11 protein-coding genes and 1 pseudogene are annotated in these 17,351 nt (G+C 65.7%); 2 read left to right on the top strand and 10 right to left on the bottom strand.

All coding sequences use genetic code 11. The features are described 5' to 3' along the window. Positions 1-7 precede the first annotated feature (7 nt). From mutS to V7D81_RS20180, 3 genes are all read right to left on the bottom strand, one after another. On the bottom strand, positions 8-2,530 hold the full coding sequence (gene mutS, locus V7D81_RS20170; RefSeq protein ID WP_349257703.1) for a DNA mismatch repair protein MutS: 2,523 nt from the start codon (positions 2,528-2,530) through the stop codon (positions 8-10). A 93-nt stretch (positions 2,531-2,623) separates the two neighbouring features. Further along, on the bottom strand, positions 2,624-3,901 hold the full coding sequence (locus V7D81_RS20175; protein WP_349257702.1) for a type II toxin-antitoxin system HipA family toxin: 1,278 nt from the start codon (positions 3,899-3,901) through the stop codon (positions 2,624-2,626). After that, on the bottom strand, positions 3,891-4,232 hold the full coding sequence (locus tag V7D81_RS20180; protein ID WP_324319660.1) for a helix-turn-helix domain-containing protein: 342 nt from the start codon (positions 4,230-4,232) through the stop codon (positions 3,891-3,893). The genes V7D81_RS20175 and V7D81_RS20180 overlap by 11 nt, the downstream gene beginning before the upstream one ends. Positions 4,233-4,400: 168 nt before the next feature. On the opposite strand from V7D81_RS20180, the gene V7D81_RS20185 reads away from it, so the two are divergent. Both V7D81_RS20185 and V7D81_RS20190 read left to right on the top strand, forming a co-directional pair. Then, positions 4,401-4,664, top strand: coding sequence for a helix-turn-helix domain-containing protein (locus V7D81_RS20185; protein ID WP_324319662.1), 264 nt, complete (start codon positions 4,401-4,403; stop codon positions 4,662-4,664). Between the two features lie 17 nt (positions 4,665-4,681). Then, positions 4,682-5,872, top strand: a complete 1,191-nt coding sequence (locus V7D81_RS20190; RefSeq protein WP_324319673.1) for a type II toxin-antitoxin system HipA family toxin — start codon at positions 4,682-4,684, stop codon at positions 5,870-5,872. A 65-nt stretch (positions 5,873-5,937) separates the two neighbouring features. Here V7D81_RS20190 and V7D81_RS20195 read toward each other — a convergent pair whose 3' ends face one another. From V7D81_RS20195 to V7D81_RS20215, 7 genes and pseudogenes are all read right to left on the bottom strand, one after another. Continuing rightward, positions 5,938-7,911 (bottom strand): hypothetical protein, encoded by a 1,974-nt coding sequence (locus tag V7D81_RS20195; RefSeq protein WP_324319663.1) that lies wholly within the window; start codon positions 7,909-7,911, stop codon positions 5,938-5,940. Beyond that, on the bottom strand, positions 7,911-9,035 hold the full coding sequence (locus tag V7D81_RS23335; RefSeq protein ID WP_349257704.1) for a VWA domain-containing protein: 1,125 nt from the start codon (positions 9,033-9,035) through the stop codon (positions 7,911-7,913). The genes V7D81_RS20195 and V7D81_RS23335 overlap by 1 nt, the downstream gene beginning before the upstream one ends. Further along, positions 9,032-9,547: a DUF5682 family protein gene (locus V7D81_RS23340; protein WP_442958367.1), complete on the bottom strand. Its 516-nt coding sequence runs from the start codon at positions 9,545-9,547 to the stop codon at positions 9,032-9,034. Before V7D81_RS23340 ends, V7D81_RS23335 begins: the two co-directional genes overlap by 4 nt. Then, a pseudogene (locus V7D81_RS23345) lies at positions 9,453-11,369 on the bottom strand (DUF5682 family protein); the annotation flags it as partial. The pseudogene V7D81_RS23345 and the gene V7D81_RS23340, both read right to left, overlap by 95 nt. Positions 11,370-11,413: 44 nt before the next feature. After that, the gene (locus V7D81_RS20205; protein WP_324319667.1) at positions 11,414-12,529 is read right to left on the bottom strand and encodes an AAA family ATPase; all 1,116 of its coding nucleotides are present in this window, start codon (positions 12,527-12,529) and stop codon (positions 11,414-11,416) included. A 19-nt stretch (positions 12,530-12,548) separates the two neighbouring features. Then, on the bottom strand, positions 12,549-14,069 hold the full coding sequence (locus tag V7D81_RS20210; RefSeq protein WP_324319669.1) for a DUF4132 domain-containing protein: 1,521 nt from the start codon (positions 14,067-14,069) through the stop codon (positions 12,549-12,551). Between the two features lie 7 nt (positions 14,070-14,076). After that, on the bottom strand, positions 14,077-17,067 hold the full coding sequence (locus tag V7D81_RS20215) for a WGR and DUF4132 domain-containing protein (RefSeq protein WP_324319671.1): 2,991 nt from the start codon (positions 17,065-17,067) through the stop codon (positions 14,077-14,079). Positions 17,068-17,351 lie beyond the last annotated feature (284 nt).

Consider the following 17,351-nt stretch of genomic DNA (forward strand, 5'->3'; position numbering starts at 1 on the left):
GACCAGATTACTTCGCCAACTCCCTCAGCCGATACAGCGCCTCCAGCGCCGCCCGCGGCGTCAGCGAATCCGGATCCAGACCCCTCAGTGCCGCCACCGCCGCGTGCTCCTCGATTTCCACCGGCATCGCCAGCAGCAATTCCTGCTGCGGCGTCGCTGCCTGCGTCGCCGCCGATCTTCGTTCCAGTTCCTGCAGATAACGTCGCGCTGCCGTGATCACCTTCGACGGCACGCCCGCCAGCGCCGCCACCTGCAATCCATAACTCTGGTTCGCCGGCCCTTCCTTCACCGTGTGCAGGAAGATCAGCTTGTCGCCGTGTTCCGTCGCATCCAGATGCACGTTCGCGCAGCCTTCGAGTTCCTTGTCCAGCGACGTCAGCTCGAAGTAATGCGTCGCGAACAGCGTGAACGCGCGTACGTTCTTCGCGATGTGCGTCGCACAGGCCCACGCCAGAGAGAGGCCGTCGTAGGTGCTGGTGCCGCGGCCGATCTCGTCCATCAGCACCAGGCTGTGTTCGGTGGCGTTGTTGAGGATGTTGGCGGCCTCGGTCATTTCCAGCATGAAGGTCGAGCGTCCGCCCGCGAGATCGTCCGACGCGCCGATGCGCGTGAACACGCGATCGACCGGGCCGATGCGTGCCGCCGTCGCCGGCACATAGCTGCCGATGCGCGCCAGGATCACGATCAGCGCCGTCTGGCGCATGAACGTCGACTTGCCGCCCATGTTCGGGCCGGTGATCACCAGCATGCGGCGTGCATCGCCGAACTGCAGATCGTTCGGAACGAACGGCTGATCGATGAAGCGCTCGACCACCGGGTGGCGGCCTTCGGCAATTTCGATCACCGGCTCGTCGGTGAGCGTCGGCGGCGCATAGCGCAGTGCCATCGCACGCTCCGCGAAATTCGACAGCACATCGAGCGCGGCCAGCGCTGCGGCCGTGTTCTGCAGTTCTGCCAGCCGCACGATGAGCTGATCGAGCAGTTCGTCGTACAACTGCTTTTCGCGTGCCAGCGCCCGATCGCGCGCCCCGAGCACCTTGTCCTCGAACTCCTTCAGCTCCGGCGTGATGTAGCGCTCGGCATTCTTCACCGTCTGACGGCGGTGATAGTCCGGCGGCACCTTGTCCGCGAGACTGCGGCTCAGCTCGATGTAATAACCCTGCACGCGGTTGTAGCCGAGCCGCAGGCTGGGGATGCCGGTGCGCTCGCGCTCGCGCGTTTCGAGATCGAGCAGGTATTGATCCGAGTGTTCGCTGATGAGTTTCAGCTCGTCAAGCTGGGCATCGTAGCCGGCGGCAATCACGCCGCCGTCGCGCAGGATAGGCGGTGGATTTTCAATAATGGCGCGGGCGAGCAGCGCGTGAATGTCGGGATACGTGCCGACTTGCTGCCGCAACTGCTGCAACAAAGGCGCTTCTTCCTTCTCCAGCAGTTGCTGCAGTTCCGGCAGTTTCGCCAGCGCATCGCGCAACTGCGCCAGGTCGCGCGGTCGCGCGCTTTTCAGTGCGACGCGTGCGAGGCCGCGTTCGATGTCGCCGACATGATTCAGCAGATCGTGCAGCGCCGAGTACAGGCCCTGATCGATCAGCGCTGCGACCGCACTCAATCGCAGTTCGACCGTGCGCCGATCGCGCAGCGGCCGATGCAGCCAGCGCCGCAGCTCGCGCCCACCCATCGCCGTCGCCGTCTGATCCAGCACGGCGGCGACGGTGCATTCCGGCCGGTCCGCCAGGCTGATTTCGAGTTCGAGATTGCGACGCGTCGCGGCGTCGAGCAGCACGGCATCGCTGCGTTCTTCCGTGCGCAATCCGCGCAGATGCGGCAGCGCCGCTTTCTGGGTATCACGCACGTACTGCAGCAGACAGCCGGCGGCGCGGATCGCAAAGCCGTAACCATCGCAGCCGAAGCCCGACAGATCGCGTGTACCGAACTGTTCGCACAGCGTGCGCGTCGAGGTTTCCAGATCGAAGTGCCAGATCGGCCGCTCGCGTGTGTGACATTGCACACCCGCGGCAGGCGTCTGTTCCGGCAGCAGCAGTTCGGCGGGCCGCAGCCGCTCGATCTCGCTGCTCAGCGCTTCATCGCCCGTTCCTTCGAGCACGCTGAACCGGCCGCTCGACAGCTCGAGCCACGCAAGTCCGAAGCCATCGCGCTCGCGATACAGCGCCGCCAGCAGGTTGTCGCGCCGCGCATCGAGGAATGCATCGTCCGTCACCGTGCCCGGCGTGACGACACGAACCACCTGCCGCTCCACCGGACCCTTCGACTTCGCCGGATCGCCGATCTGCTCGCAGATCGCCACCGACTCGCCCTTGCGCACGAGCCGCGCGAGATAGGACTCCGCGCTGTGATACGGCACCCCCGCCATCGGAATCGGCTGCCCCGCCGACTGCCCCCGCGCCGTCAGCGTGATGTCGAGCAGCCGCGCCGCCCGCTTCGCGTCATCGAAGAACAGCTCGTAGAAATCGCCCATCCGGTAGAACAGCAGCGTGTCGGGGTGCTGCGCCTTGAGGCGCAGGTACTGCTGCATTACCGGCGTATGCCCCGCGAAGGGATCGGGCAGCTCCGGGGCGGGGCTTTTGTCCTTGGGATTCAACAATTTCTGCGGTTCCGGGAATCGTGATCAGGAGGGTTTCGCGACGGCCGGATTTTCCAGTCGGAAACCGCCGTAGACGAAAGACCGCGAAATACTATCGCAGTCGCGTTCGCTGACGCCTTCCCGGCGAGCGACTTCGTACCAGCGAGACCGGACTGCGGTTTCCATTCCGTCGATGATCTTCATTGCTTCTTCTGGCGTGAGCAGGAAGCGGGCGCACTGCGAGCGCAGATTCTGCGCGCTTGCATGTCGGCCGAGGTCGCCGACGGTCATGGCGAGGTCGCGTCGTTCGATGCCCACGTGGGGCATCGGGGTCAGGTCGTATGCAGGAGAGAGCTGCCACGACGTGCCGGGCGCGATGACCGCATGATTGCGCGGGTGATCGTCGGTGTTGGAGATGAGTGCGTTGAACACCATGCGCATGAAGAGTTCGCGCGCATCGGCCTTCGGGTTCTCGCATAGGCGCCGTAGTTCCTCTGCGAGGATCAGATACGACCATCGCTCGCGATTCTGGTGGGAATCGCCGGTGCGCAGCAGGGTCAGGGCGGAGAGCATCCGGGCGCGGAGATAGCCGGCGTCGCTGCGCTCGCGATCAAAGCGTCGCACCAGCAGCACGTCGCACTCGCCGACTTGAACGACGCGCGAATGCGCGACCCGCAGGCCGCATTCGTGTGCCAGACGCAGCATTGCATGTTCGACGCGCGCCTGATTCCAGCGATCATCCTGGCGATTGAACTTGGCGATCCAGAGCGCGCCCGCATCTTCGACGACGGTCTTGGGTCGGGCGCCGCCCATCGACGTGCCCAGCAACAGCAGATCCTGCGCCTGTAGCCGGTCGCGGTTGTCTGGTTCGATTTCCTCGCGCAGGAGGGCATCGGCCAGCTCTTGCAGCCGCGCCAGTTCGATCGTGCGGTTGAACTGGCGTCTCGGTGCCGGCGGTTCGACATTCAGACCGAAGCCCAGGGCGCCTGCGCGATCGTCCGGGGATTGCAGCAGGTAGTCGAGTTCGCCCAGCGCGGCAACGCCGGCATGTTTTTCGATGACGCGCCGGCCCCAGTAGTCCGGGCTCGCGTCGCGCAGCGCGCCGAATACGCCTTTCAGTTGCACGTTTTCAAACGTGCGATCACCGAGCGGCAATTCGATGGGATCGAGCGGCACCGCGTCGGTGCGCGCCAGATAGCTGCGGCCATAGACGAAACGGCTGAACGGCAATCCGTTGCGATCGGCTGCCAGCACGAACCGACCCGCTGTCACGAAGTCGGTTGCGCCAGGCAACATGAGGTAGACAAAACATTCAGAAGTCATTGTCGAGCGCCCCTTTGCTGGTCGGATAGGCGTTCGAGCGCTGGGCGAGCGCGCGCATCGTGGTCTCATCGCGCGCGGGATCGGCGACGTCGTCGATCTGAGCTGCGAGACCGTACAGCCATAGCAGGCCCACATAGACGCCCACGGCGGTCCCCGCCTTGCCGGCCTCCGCGGTTGCTATGACTCGGCGGCCTACTCCGAGCTTGGCTGCCACGTGATCCATCGACAGATTGCGGGCGAGGCGGGCGGTCCGCAGCCGGGTGCCCAGTTGCTTGAGTGCGTTCTCGACCTCTGCGGGGGGCGCGCGAAAGACGGTGTTGTTTTTTGGCATGGGCGTTAAAGAGACCAAATTAGTAAATTTTGAGTCCTTTAAAGATCAATGTCAGAACCACGCCCGTCAAGGACACCGCACACGAGAACGTGCCTCGATTCTCGATATGCATCATATGTAATTCATATTTAGATTTATAAAGTTACATGCATCATATAAGATTCATTAATGAGTGTGATTACATCACTTGCCGATCTCGCAACCCTGTTCAAACAGGCCAGGCAGAAAACCGGACTGTCGCAAGCTCAGCTCGCGGAGCCGCTCGGGATGAGCCGCGCCACCATTTCGGCCATCGAGGGCGGGCGGTGTGAGGAAATCGGCTTTGCCAAGCTGGTCGCCCTCCTGGAACGGGTGGGGCTTGAGATCACCATCGCCCCACGCAAAGGCCGGCCGACGATCGATGACCTGCGGGCGGAGCGCCGAAGGCCGTGAGGAAGCCGCCGCTCCATGTGTTCACTGCCGGGCGGGCTGCCGGATCGTTGGTGCGGTCGGACGTTGCGGCGGACTCGTTTCTTTTCGGATACCGGACGGAAACGCCGCCTGAAAACGCCGTGTCGCTCACGATGCCGGTGCGGGCCGATCAGTACGACTCGATGGCCGGCCTGCTGCCGCTGTTCGAGATGAATCTGCCCGAGGGCGCGCTTGGAGAGCGCCTGCGACTGCAATTTGCGAAGACCATTCCGGAGTTCGATGACCTGGATCTGCTGCAGATCGTCGGTGCCTCGCAGATCGGCCGGTTGCGATATTCACTGCAGGACTCCATCGATGAGAACGTACCCGTGCAGGACCTTGCAGAGATCCTGACGTACAAGGGCGGGGCAGATCTGTTTGCGGACCTGCTGGAGCGCTTCGCCACGTATTCGGGTATCTCCGGAATGCAGCCGAAGGTGCTCATTCGCGAGATCCCGACGCCCGGGAAGATCACGCACCGAGGTGCCACTCACATCGTGAAGTCGTTCGATGCGAGGGAGTACCCGGAGCTCGCCGCCAACGAATTCATTTGCACGCAGGGCGCCGCGGCTGCCGGCATCGACACGCCCCGCGTACAACTCTCCGAGAATCGGCAGTTCCTCATCGTCGAGCGTTTCGATCTCCTGGCCGATGGCGCGTACCTGGGCCTTGAGGACTTCTGCGTGCTCGACGGCCGGCGCTCGCACGGTCGCTACGATGGTTCGTATGAGGGCATTGCACGGCGAATGGCGGACTACGTATCGCCGACTGTGCTTGGGCGGGCGAAGGACCAGTTCGCGCTCATGGTTGCCTACAGCTGCGCGGTGGGAAACGGCGACGCGCACATGAAGAATTTCAGCGTGATCTACCGGCACCCGGAAGACGAAGTCACCTTGGCGCCGGCCTACGACGTTGTCTCCACGCTCCCGTACATGCCCAGGGACACGCTGGCACTCGAGTTGTCGGGCAGCAAGGAATTCCCGGATCGGGCGCGTCTGCTGAAATTCGTCCGGCAGGTGACGGGAAAGAACAGCAGGGCGGCACAGCGCCTGTTGGACCAGGCGGCCGCCGGAATCGATGTCGCGCTTCAGCATGCCGCCGATTACGGCCGTCAGCATGACGATGCTGCCGAGTTCGTCGAGCGCATCAGCGCCGTCATGACGGCCGGCAGGGACCGCTTGACGGCCTGATTTCGCTCCCGACTTTCCTGAAGTCCGGATTCCGGCGGTTGATTCGCGCGCCGGATCCTGCAGGCTCAGCCGCTCAGTCGCGTGAATTCCCGATACGCGAAATCAGACACCACGGTGACTTCGAGCAGCCGTGCGGGTTCATCGATGCCTGCAAGATCGGCCAGTCGCGTCACGCCAAGCGACGTGCCGAGTGTCATCAGTCGTGACCAGGGGGTAGAGGATCGTGCCGGCCCGGTGAGCCAGCGTTCGGCGAGACAGTCGAGCAGTTCGTCGAGATAGTCGTGCAATGGATCCAGCGAGGCGGCCGCATTTGCATCGGCGACACGCAGTTCGCTTCCCGTCGCGGCCGGCATCGGCTCGTCCGTCCACGGCTGGATGCAGGAGCGCTGGCCGTTGTCGTCGAAGATCACGCTCAGCGGCTGGATGACGAGCGTTGCGCCGCGCAGTTCGGCATGCCCACACACGAAGCGCACGTTGCCAGGCGCCGCGCGCAGGGCGTCGAACAGGTTTTCCGAGCCGGAGGCTGCGCGGCTGACGTAGGGATGCAGGAGCGTTGCCTTCTCGCCGAGCGGATCGGTCAGCAGCGCGAGCGTTTCCTGTCGTGTGACATCGAAGCGGACACCGTCGGCCTGGGCGACAGGGCACACAGTCAGTCGCGTGCCGGCCTGTCGCGGCCCCAGTGCAGCCGGTGCGGCGTCGCGCAGTTGCTCGCGTGTCTGCGCGAAGCCGGAGGTTCGCAGCGGAGCCCGCAACGTTTCCCATGCGTAAGACTGCGGTGCGACGCTCGCCGCTGCGCGGCCGGGTACCAACCGACCGGAGGGCGTGCGTCGGCCGCCCTTGATGAGCAGTTGCCCGCGACCGATGGCCGCGAACGATGCTCCCTTGAGCGCGATGTTGCGGGCGAGTTCAAAGAACGGCTTCGGCGGTGCGCCTGTCTGATCCGCCGCATGGGCAAACCGTCGCGTGATCGCGGTGATCGTGCCGGAATCGCTGTCCTGCAGATGCGCGGCGATCTCCGTGCCCGACCGCGTCGTGCGTACCGAACAGCCGATGCCGATGAGCCGCGCGGACCCGAATTCGGTTTCCCGATCGCGTTGCGTGCCGCGCACGAACAGGTGCGGCACCGGCGTGCGTGCGGCTCGAATCGCATCCAGGCGCTGCATCAGTTCCGCCAGCAGCGCGGTGAATTCGCGAGGGTCGAATCGTGCATCGCGCGCCAGATAGGCGGCGTGCGATTCGGCGAGTTCGTGCAGTACTTCGGCAGGCCATACGAGATCCTGGGTGCGTGCCCGTTCGGCGAGTCGGCGCCAGCGGTCCACCTGCAGCGGCGCGGTGCGCGCGAGCCCCGTGCCGGCGAGAGCGACCAGATCGCGTTCGATCTCGTCCAGCAGCCCGGTCGGCGGCAGTGGCGCGGCGGCGATTGTCGAGATCAGGCCGGTGGCGGCATCGGCATCGAGACGGCGGAATGCCCAGACCGCGAGTGCGACGTGGCCGCACACCGCCTCGGCGGCGCAATCGCAGGCCGCGTAGCGCAGATCGTGCGGCACCAGGAAATTCACCGTGCAGCCGAGCGTGTGAATGAGCGCGCGCGGCTTCGTGCCTGTCCACAGCTGGATGACATGACCGGCCGCAAACTCGCGTTGCCAGCGCTGGAACTGCGCAGGCGGATAACAGGCGGCGAGCTGTTCGTCGGTGATGGTCGCCGGATTCCAGCCGGTCGCTGGCGGTGTCTCGCGGGTCGCGACCACGTCGTCAGGCCGCGCGGCGTACTGGATCTGGTAGGCGAAGATCGATCGCAGAATGTGCCGACACAGCGTCGTCGCCGGACATGTGCAGCGGCTTTCCGTCAGGTGCACAGCCGCGGGCAGCCGGCATTCGACTTCGTCGGACCAGCGAACGATGACCGTGCCGTCGGCGTCTTCCGTGATCGAGCAGGTCAACGTTCCCGCGCTTGCTTCGTGCTCGGCGCGGCGCGTCAGGCCGCGGTTGCTGAACGAGGTCAGGTCGTCGGGCGTCAATGCCAGCAGGTCGGCGCGCATCAGCCCACTTTCCTCGCGACCCATTCGGCGAGTTCGCCGGGTGTCATCGCGCCGACGTGTGCGCCGAGGTTCACGAGCTGGCGTGCGACGTTCTCGTCGTAGTGGGGATGCGCTGCGGCGTCGAGCGCCGCGAGTCCCAGCAGCGTAGCGCCGTCGGCGATGAGGCGGCGTGCGACGCCGAACAGCCGGTCGACGGGCGCGCCCTCGAAGAAATCGGAGATCAGCACGACGATGGTGCGGCGCGGGTTCTCGATCAGCGAATGCGCGTACGCGAGCGCCTGTCCGATGTCGGTGCCGCCGCCGAGCTGCACTTTCATCAGGGTCTCCACCGGATCGGTGCAATCGGCGGTCACGTCCACGATGGCGGTATCGAACAGCACCAGGTGCGTCTTCAGTGCGCGCAGATGCCAGAAACACGCCGCAGTCACGGCTGCATGGATGACGCTGTCCATCATGCTGCCGGATTCGTCGACCAGCAGGATGAGCTGCCAGCGATCCGTCTGCCGGCGCACGCGCGAATGGAAATACGGCGCGTCGATGACGAGACGACGCTCCTGCGGCTGCCAGTTCTTCAGGTTGCGTCGCAGGGTCGTGCGCGCATCGAAATTCTTCGCCACCTTCAGCAGGGAGCGGCGTCGCCGGTCGAGCGCGCCGTAAAACGGCTGGCGCACTTCGCGGGCGAGTTTCTCCATGAGCTGCTCGACGACGCGCCTCACGAGCTGGCGCGCCAGCGCCAGCACCTGGGCGTTCATCAGGTGCCTGGTGTGCAGCACCGCCTTGAGCAGTGTCTGGCTGGGTTGCGCGCGGGCGAGCAGGTCCGGATTCGTGACCATTTCCTGGAGCTGGTAGCGTTCCAGCGCATCCTTCTCGATGCGTTCGATCGTGCGCCGGGGGAACAGCTCGTGCACGTCGTTGATCCATTCGGGCACCGTGAGCTGCGATTCGTCCAGGCTGCCGGGTCCGCCCGGGCGCACGTTGCGACCATCGCCGTATTCACGGTCGTAGAGATAGGCAAGCGCTTCGTCGCGTGCCGCGGCCTGCCCGGACAGGCTGCCCAGACAGGACTCCGAGCCCGCGCCCAGCACCAGTCGCCAGCGGGTCTTGCGGCGCAGGGGATCGTTCATGGGCCGTGCACTCCGCGTCCGCCGCGCAGTCCGTGCCGATCGAGTTCGCGAAACAGGCGGGCCTCGAAGGCGAGCGCCCGGGCGGCCTCTTCGGCGCTCACGGCGAGTGCGGGCAGCGGCGCCGTGTCGTGCTGTCCGACTGCGGCGAGCAGCGCGCGGGCAAGATGATCCTTCTCGCGCGGCGTGAAGTACGTGAACGCGAGCCGCAGCGACGGCAGCGCTGCGAGAAACTGATCCTCGTCGAACTGGAGCAGCACTCGATCGATACCCAGCAGCAGTTCGCTGTGCCGTTGTGACTCCTCGCGCGCCAGCCAGCGCGAAGACGCCCTGCAGAAAATCGCCGAGCGCCTCGGGCGCAACCGGCAGGCGCGCGAGCACGTCGTGCAGATCGCCCATGCCGAGCGACCAGAGCGCGCCCGCCGTCGCACCGCGCAGCAGGGGCGGCGTTTCGGCGGCGTTGGCGATGCGCTGCAGGACGGCCAGCAGTTCGGTGCGGTCCCAGGCGAGCGCATCTCCCGCGGTCAGCACGGCATGCAGCAGTGCACGCAGTCCTTTCACGGTGGCATGGTCGGCGGCGCCGGTCTGCGATTCGAGCAGCCACGTCGCGCGGACATAGCATTCCGTCAGCAGCGCCGCGACTTCGGCCTGTGCGGCGCCCGTGACGAATTCGTCGTAGCGATGCAGGTAGTAAAGATGCTGGAGTGCGCGTGCGACGCCGGGAAACGAGGCGTCCGCGCGTACCAGCGTCACGACGCGGTCGTGCAGCAGCGCGAACCCCTGCGACCATCCGGCCAGTGAGGCATCGAGCAGCAGCCGCGCCGCCGCGTCGGCATCGCGTTCGATACGGGCGGCCGCTTCGGCGAGGCGCGCGCCGGCGGCGTCGAGCAGGCTCGCTCCGTAGAGTGCACGCTGGATGCAGGCGGCATCGAACTCGGGCGACCAGCGCAGCCGCCAGGTTTCCCAGAGTTTCGCGAGATCGCCGCGGCCGACGAAATCCGTGCCGGCGACGCGCGCGACTCCGGGCAGATCGAGAATGCGCACGCGATGCAGGATCTGCGAGCGGCGGCGACCGCGTGCATCTTCGAGGTCGATCTCGATGGTCCGTTCCTGGCTCGCCGGGGTCAGGTCGTATCCGGCGAGCGTGCGTGCGATGTCGGCGACCAGCGGCGGCAGCGGAGTGCCCGGTGCCAGGCGTCCGCGCGCATCGCCGCGAAACACTGCATTCAGTGCGTCGAGAAACGGGTGCCGGCCGCCGGTGGCGAGTTCATCCTTCACCAGGGTGCCGAGCAGCGCGTCGACCAGGTCGGTTCGCCACACCGTTGCGTGACCTCGCAGCGTGGCGAGTCCCTGCGCGAACGATTCCACGCCGATGAGATCTGCGGTGCTGACGATCTGTCCGCGGGCCCGCATTGCCGAGGCGGCCTGACCCAGCAGCGTGCGATGGGAGCCTGCGCCGGACCCGTCAGCGCACCGGTCGAGCCATACGCGGTGATAGAAACCGGGATGCGGCAATCCGGCGTCGTAGCCGGTCAATTCATCGAGGCGTTCATAGGAATACGGCGTCAGGGCGAGGCCCCGCTCTGCGATCGGTGCGGCATCGGGGTCGCCACCGGCTGTCGTCAGCCCCGTCGCAGCCGGCTCGAACGCGATGCCGCGCCATCCCGCGAAGAGGGCTGAGCTGTGGAAGCCGCCGGTGACGACGAGCACCTGGCCGTCCAGGCCGTTCGCGACCGCACGCACCCGCGCCAGCATGTGGGCCTCCCGCGCGTGATCGGCGGCGCTCGCACCGCCGTCCGCAACGCGCGCATGAAAGCAGAACGAATGACACCGTTGGAGGAACGTCGGTACGTCGAGTGCCGGATCGATTTCGAACAGCGTGTCCCACAGCGCATTCCAGTCGTCGACGCCGAGCCGCCGGCACAGGTCGGACGTGTATGAACTTCGCCCGAGCCGGCCGTCCGCGTAGCGATTCGCCGTGCGGTCGAGCGGGGCGACGTTGGCCCAGGGCAGGTCGATGAACTCGAATCTCGCGCCGGTTTCGTGCGCCGTTCGCAGCGCTGTCCATTCCGGGGAGAAATCCGAGAACGGATAGAAGGCGCCGCAGCGTTCGTCGTCGGCCGTCGTAAAGTAGCTGTAGATCGCGAGCGGCGGTTCGTGGTCGAGCAGCAGTTCGGCGATGCGCGGATTGAAGTCGGACGGGCCCTCGATGAGCACCGCGGCGGGGCGCAACTCGCGGATCAGCTGCGTGACGAGTCGCGCGCAGGTCGGGCTGTGATGCCGGACCGGAAAGAAGACGACGGATTCGATGGTCGACCACAGGCGCGCATCGAGCATCGGCAGCTCTGCCGCTGCGGGCCGTGTTGAGCGCGCCGCGCCGTTCACGGCAGGTATTTCTTCGCGTCGTAGAACTCCGGCCAGCGGCCGCGCTTGCGCGGTTTCACGACGTGATGGAAGTAGTGCTGCAGCCGTTTCAGATCCTCGGGCGAGTCCTTGATGGCCGAGCCGAGCAGGCTCTGCATGAGGTGATCCGCCGTGATGCGTGCGCCGCCGTAGAAGTACGCGTGCAGGCCGGCGGCGTAGGCCACGGAGACGGCTTCTGCCGTGCTCAGTACCGTGCTCAACGGCTCCATCGCCTTGCCCTCATCGCCCGTCTTGCCCGTGCGCAGTTCGTGGAAGGTCGTGAGCAGGATCTCCGTCAGGTCCGCCGGCACGGTGAGCGGAATGCCGGCGTGCTGCAGCAGGCGGGCGGATTCGCGCTGCACCAGAGTCATCTCGTCTTCGAGACTCGCGATCGGTTGCACCGTTTCGAAGTTCAGGCGTCGCTTGAGCGCTGCGCTCATCTCGTTGACGCCGCGATCACGTGTGTTCGCCGTGGCGATGACGTTGAAGCCGAGCTGGGCGTACAGCGTGCGTCCCGCATCTTCGCGCTCGGGAATCGCCATCACCCGATCCGACAGGATGGACAGCAACGTGTCCTGGATTTCGAGCGGGCAGCGTGTGATCTCCTCGAATCGCACGAGCTGACCGTCGCGCATGCCGCGATACAGCGGCGCGGGCACGAGCGCCCGATCGGTCGGACCTTCCGCCAGCAGCAGCGCGTAGTTCCAGGAGTACTTGATCGCATCTTCCGTGGTGCCGGCGCTGCCCTGGATGATCAGGGTCGAGTCGCCGCTGATCGCGGCGGCGAGCAGTTCGCTCAGATAACTCTTGGCCGTGCCGGGCTCGCCCACCAGCATCAGTCCGCGATTGGTGGCGAGGGCGACGATGCAGCGCTCGATGAAGCTCTGCGTACCGACGAACTTCGGCGGCAGGTCCTGCGACGGATCGCCGAGGATGAAGCGCAGCACCGATCGCGGCGTCAGTCGCCAGCCACCGGGTCGCGGCGCGTCCTTGTCGGATGCCGCGAGGCGGGCAAGCTCCTCTGCATGAAGGATTTCGGCGGCCGGACGCTGGAGTCGGTCGGGGGCAGAAGCGGAAATGCTGGACTTGGCCATGGTGATTGCGTTGGTGAGGTCAGTCGGCAGGAAGCAGTGCGTGAAGATCCCGCAGCGTTTCGCTGAATACGATCGGCGGCACGTTGCCCAGCAGCAGCGCGCGGGACATATGAGCGTGCGTATCCGACGCCACGAAATAAAGAGACCGCAGCGTCTGGATGCCGGAGTTGAGCAGATCCCCCAGGAATGCGCCTGGTGTGTATTCGATGCACGCGGTCACGTTCCATCGCGCGAAGGCGCGGGTGTGACGCTTCAGCATGCCGTCGTCCGGGTGGCGCTCGCGCAGCCAGCCGCGATTCTCCAGCGGGAACACCAGCGCCTTCACCTCGAACCGCTCATGAGCGAATGACGTCACGCTGCATTGCGCGAGCTGAGCCGGTTGCGGACGAAACACTGGCCGGTCGAGTTGCTGGAAGGGACTGACGATCCGGTACTCCGCGAGCAGACGCCGCCATGCATCGAGTCGATCGGACGCCAGATCCAGGGGATGCACGGGATGGATGCCATGCATGCCGCCCGGCAGTTCGATCGGCGCATCGTGCATGTCGGCGAGCGTATCGTCTTCGGCGACGCGGAAGCACACATTGCCTGCGTCGGATCCCGTGCTCATCCACAACACGCGCCGTACCGCGTGCCTGGCGAGCGGATGCCGGCGGAAGTATGCGTCGAATTCGCCGACCGGCCAGGTTTCGCCGGAAATCATTGCGCGCTCGAATCGCGCCGCGAGCCATCGCGATGTCTGGGTGATCTGCGCCTTTGCGACTCTCCATTCGGCGCGCGCCTGTGCAGCGCGGACGCTGTCATCCTTCGCAGTCGGCTTCGGCAGGCTCGTCAGACGACGACCGTCGGCGGCGCGCAGCAGCGGCGTGAGGTGTTCGTCGAGCGTCAACTCGAACTGCCTGGGGCCATAGTCGAAGCTGCGCCGGCCATCCGCGTCGAGACCGCCGTCGGCAAGGATTCGATCTTCGAGCTGCTCCGGTGTGAGTCCGTCGCGGGCGGCGATGGTCTGCAGTGTCCGCAGCGCTGCCTCGCCGCGAAGTTTGCCGGGGAGCTTCCGGCCGAGGCGGGCAAGTTCCAGCAGCGCAGTTCGCGTACCGATTTCCAACAGGGCCGAGACGCCCACTTCGCCCGTGCAACGCAGGTGGTAGTTGTCGCTGCGCAGATGCGGGCCGATGAGCGCGGCGCAGGCGTCGCCGCCGAGCACGGCTGCGCCGGGGACGACCCAGCGCATCTTGCGTGCAGTGCCCGTGCCGATGTCATGCAGCCAGCTGCGCACGAGCGCGGCCATCCAGGTGTCGAGTGCCTGCTCGCCGCAGCGTTCGCGAAACGCATCGAGCACGGTTCGCACGGACTGCGGCAACGCACTGCGGCGCCATGGCTGGACGGGCTGCATATCGAGCGCCGTCGGGCGTGCGGATTCGGGCAGACCGTTGCGCAGCAGATGCAGCAGCGCCGCGACGTCGGCGGCAGGAAGCGGCGTGCCATCGCGCCGATGCAGCGCGGACACGATCGCCTCGGCGGGCCAGGCTGATGCGGGCATCGCGCGACTACTTCGCTTTCGCCAGCAGCAGTTCGCAATCGCCGAGCGCTTCGCTGAGCGCGATCGGGTTCACGTCGGCGAGGCGCACGGCGTTCTTGTGTTCGGGATACATCTGCGGGGTGTAGAGACCGGGAACGAAGAAGACCCGCTTGATCGTCTGTTCGCCGGCGCCTTCCCAGTAGCCCACCGAAAAGCCTTCCTCGTAGTCGATTACGGCCGTGAGGTTCGCGCCGTAGAACTGCTTCGAGTGTTCGCCGACCCAGCCTGCATCCGCGGGCACGCCGCGCTGCCAGCCGAGCTTTTCGAGACCGAAGACGAGCGTCTGTGCCGGCAGCTTGCCGCGCGCTTCGAAGTGCGTGATCTCCTTGCGCTCCATCTGTTCCGCCGTGAGCCGGTAAGCCGGCCGGCCGAGCTGTGCGAACGGCGGCACGATCTCGTAGTCGCCGATGATCTGGCCCCACCGTTCGAGCATGCCCTGCTGACCGGTGAGATGCAGTGGATGCAGCACGCCCACGCTGGCGTCGGGCGGCAGTGCGAACGGCTCGTCCGAGGCATCGGCGAGCGTCTGATCTTCGGTGACGCGGAACGTCGCAGTGATCGAATCGGAAGGCCCGTACGTCGCCCACACCAGCAGCCGGGCGAGATGCACCATCAGCGGATGGCGGACGATGAGTTGATCGAACTCGTTGCCGCTCCAGCGCCGTCCCGTGACCATGGCCTGCTCCAGTCGCACCGCCTGGATCCTGGCGACGTCCGCGATCTGTTTCTTGAGCGGTTTCCATTCGGCCACCGCCGACGTCGCTTTCGCGGCGTCGTCTTTCGCGCTAGGTTTCGGCAGGTCCGTCCTGGTGACGCCGTCGGGGTACCTGATCATGGCCTTGAGTTCCGGTCCGAGCACGAACCGGAACTGCCGCGGTCCGAAATCGAACTGACGCTCGCCGCGCGCATCGAGTCCGCAGTCCGGCACGATCCGGTCTTCCAGCTGGGCGCGCGTCATGTTGCGGCCGGCAGCGATCGCGTCCATGCATTGCACGGCACGCTCCTTGAGTCCCTTGAATTTCACTTTCTGTGCGATGCCGTTGATCTGCATCAGCGCCGTGTCGGTGCCGATGTTGCGCAGCACTTCCAGGCCGAGCACCGCGCGCGGGTGCTGCGATTCGCCGGGCCACTCGCGCACCAGCGGCGCGAGCCTGAGCGCCGTGCGGTCGCCGCCGAGGAATCCTGCGGCGATGAAGGCCCACTTGTCCTTCGAGGGCGCGCCGTCGGCGAGCCAGCTTTCGCACAGCTTCCAGCCGAACGCATCGAGCCGCTCGGGCGAGCCGTGTTCACGCAATGGGCGCAGCAGCGGATGCGGCTGGTCGACGGTGCTCGCCTGCAGCGCACTCAGCAGTTCGGCGACGTGATCCGGTCCGAGCGCATGTTCGCCCAGCGTGATCGCGGGCAAGTCGCTGGTCCAGGGTGCGGGTTTCGATTTCTTGACCGGCGCCTGTGCGAGTGCTTCGGTCCACCAGGCTGGAGTGGCCTCACGCGACAGAACCGGTAAATGTTCCTCGATGATGTCGAGTACGTTGACACGCATGTACTCCGCGACGTCTGGTGCGACAGCACCGAGATGAGTCGTGATGCGATCCGTCTGTCCGCGTCGTTTCATGCTGTTCAGGAACTCGGTGGCGGCGTCGGCGAGCTTGCCCTTGCCGGCAGCGACTGGCATGAGTCCGACGATGGCTTCGTCCAGGTGATTATCGAGCCATGCGCGTGCCGTCTTAGGCGCCTTGGAATTCAACGCGAGATCGAGTGCATGGGGTGCGGCTTCCGGCGTATGGATACGCGCGAACGACTCCATCAGCTCCTCTGCCTGATCCTTGTTGCTGCGCGCGGCGATGGTGTTCGCGACGATGTCGAGCGCAACGACGTCCGTGATCGCGAGAAAGGTCTGGAGGTCGGCGGGCGTATTGATTGGCAGCCTCAGGCGCCGGAACTGATGCGCGACCTGATCGGCAGAGCCGACTCCCCAGACGAATTCCTGCGGACGCTGGCGTTCCGTGTGATCCCCCGTGGGACCGACGTAGAGATCGTCCGGCCACTGCTCCACGACTGCGTGAACTTCTTCGTGCAGCCCCAGCATTGCGCCGAAATAAAAGGCCGGCGCTGGCAGTACGTGGAGATTTGCGGTGGGCCAGGCGCCCACAGCTTTCCAGGCGGCTTTCGTGGCGTTGCGCCATTGGCCGATGGCCGTGTCGTCCAGATAGGGCAGCACGAATCTGCGGAAGCCGGCGCGTAGCACGGGAACGTTGCTGCGCCATGTCTGCGGGCTGGCGCCGGTGCTGGGGTCCAGCAGCAGCTCGCACAGTTCGCTCGAGGATACGAGAGCGGCGAGACACTGCACCGCATGCGCGGTGACGTAGCGGCCATCGAGATTTAAAGGTTCGGGCAGCGTTCCTCGATAGGCTCGTGTCTCCAGCATGTCGGCGAGCGCCTGGGACTGCGTACCGTGGGGTCGTTCGATCGTCATGGCCGTGAGCCAGAGCTCGGCTTCCTCGGGCGCCAGCGCACGGTCGGGGATGGCGCGCGAGTAATCCCAGTCCCAGCCGTATCGCTGCACGCGCACTTTGGTCCGCAGACGTGTCAGGCAGTCCTGCAGGTCGAAGGCCCGTGCCGGAGCCTGCGGTGCCGGTGCGGCGCGCCGTGACGGTACGTAGCTGAATGCCCAGAGATCCAGGTCGATGTTCTGGCGGACGGCATGTCCGGTGCTGGAAGCGGATGGCGTGACGGGCACGCAACTGTCGCCGTTCTTCTCGACATAGCCCTTCTTCAGCTTTTCGGCGACGAGTTTGTCATGCGACTTCTGCGCCTCGGCCTCGGACGCGAACTCGGCCGTCAGTGCCTGACCCGCCGTGCCGATCCGTCCATAGCTCACTGTGTGAGTGCAGCCACCAAGTGTGATGGTCCAGAACTTGTTGGAGGTGCCTTCCGAGAACTCGAACGTACGTGTCGTCATCCCGAGATCAACTCCCTTGATGGTTGGCGGCAGTCGTGCAATCGCTGTCATTGAACCGTGCGGACCGAAAGCGTCGCCGTGATGCTCATCGCAACCTGGATTTGCGATGAGACGTTGTCATCCGCATCTCCGCGCGGTCCGTTGACGCCACTATGCCACCGGCTCCGAGGGCGAGGAAGAACACGTCTGTCGACACACATGTCCGCGTGAGTGCCGATCGGCATTCGTACCGGCCGCGTCCGCATATGCACAGCTTGACGCAAGCGCAGATCGGAATTATTGCT

Origin of the sequence: Povalibacter sp., from assembly GCF_036735925.1 — a bacterium.
In the GTDB taxonomy this organism is placed as follows: Bacteria; Pseudomonadota; Gammaproteobacteria; order Steroidobacterales; family Steroidobacteraceae; genus Steroidobacter.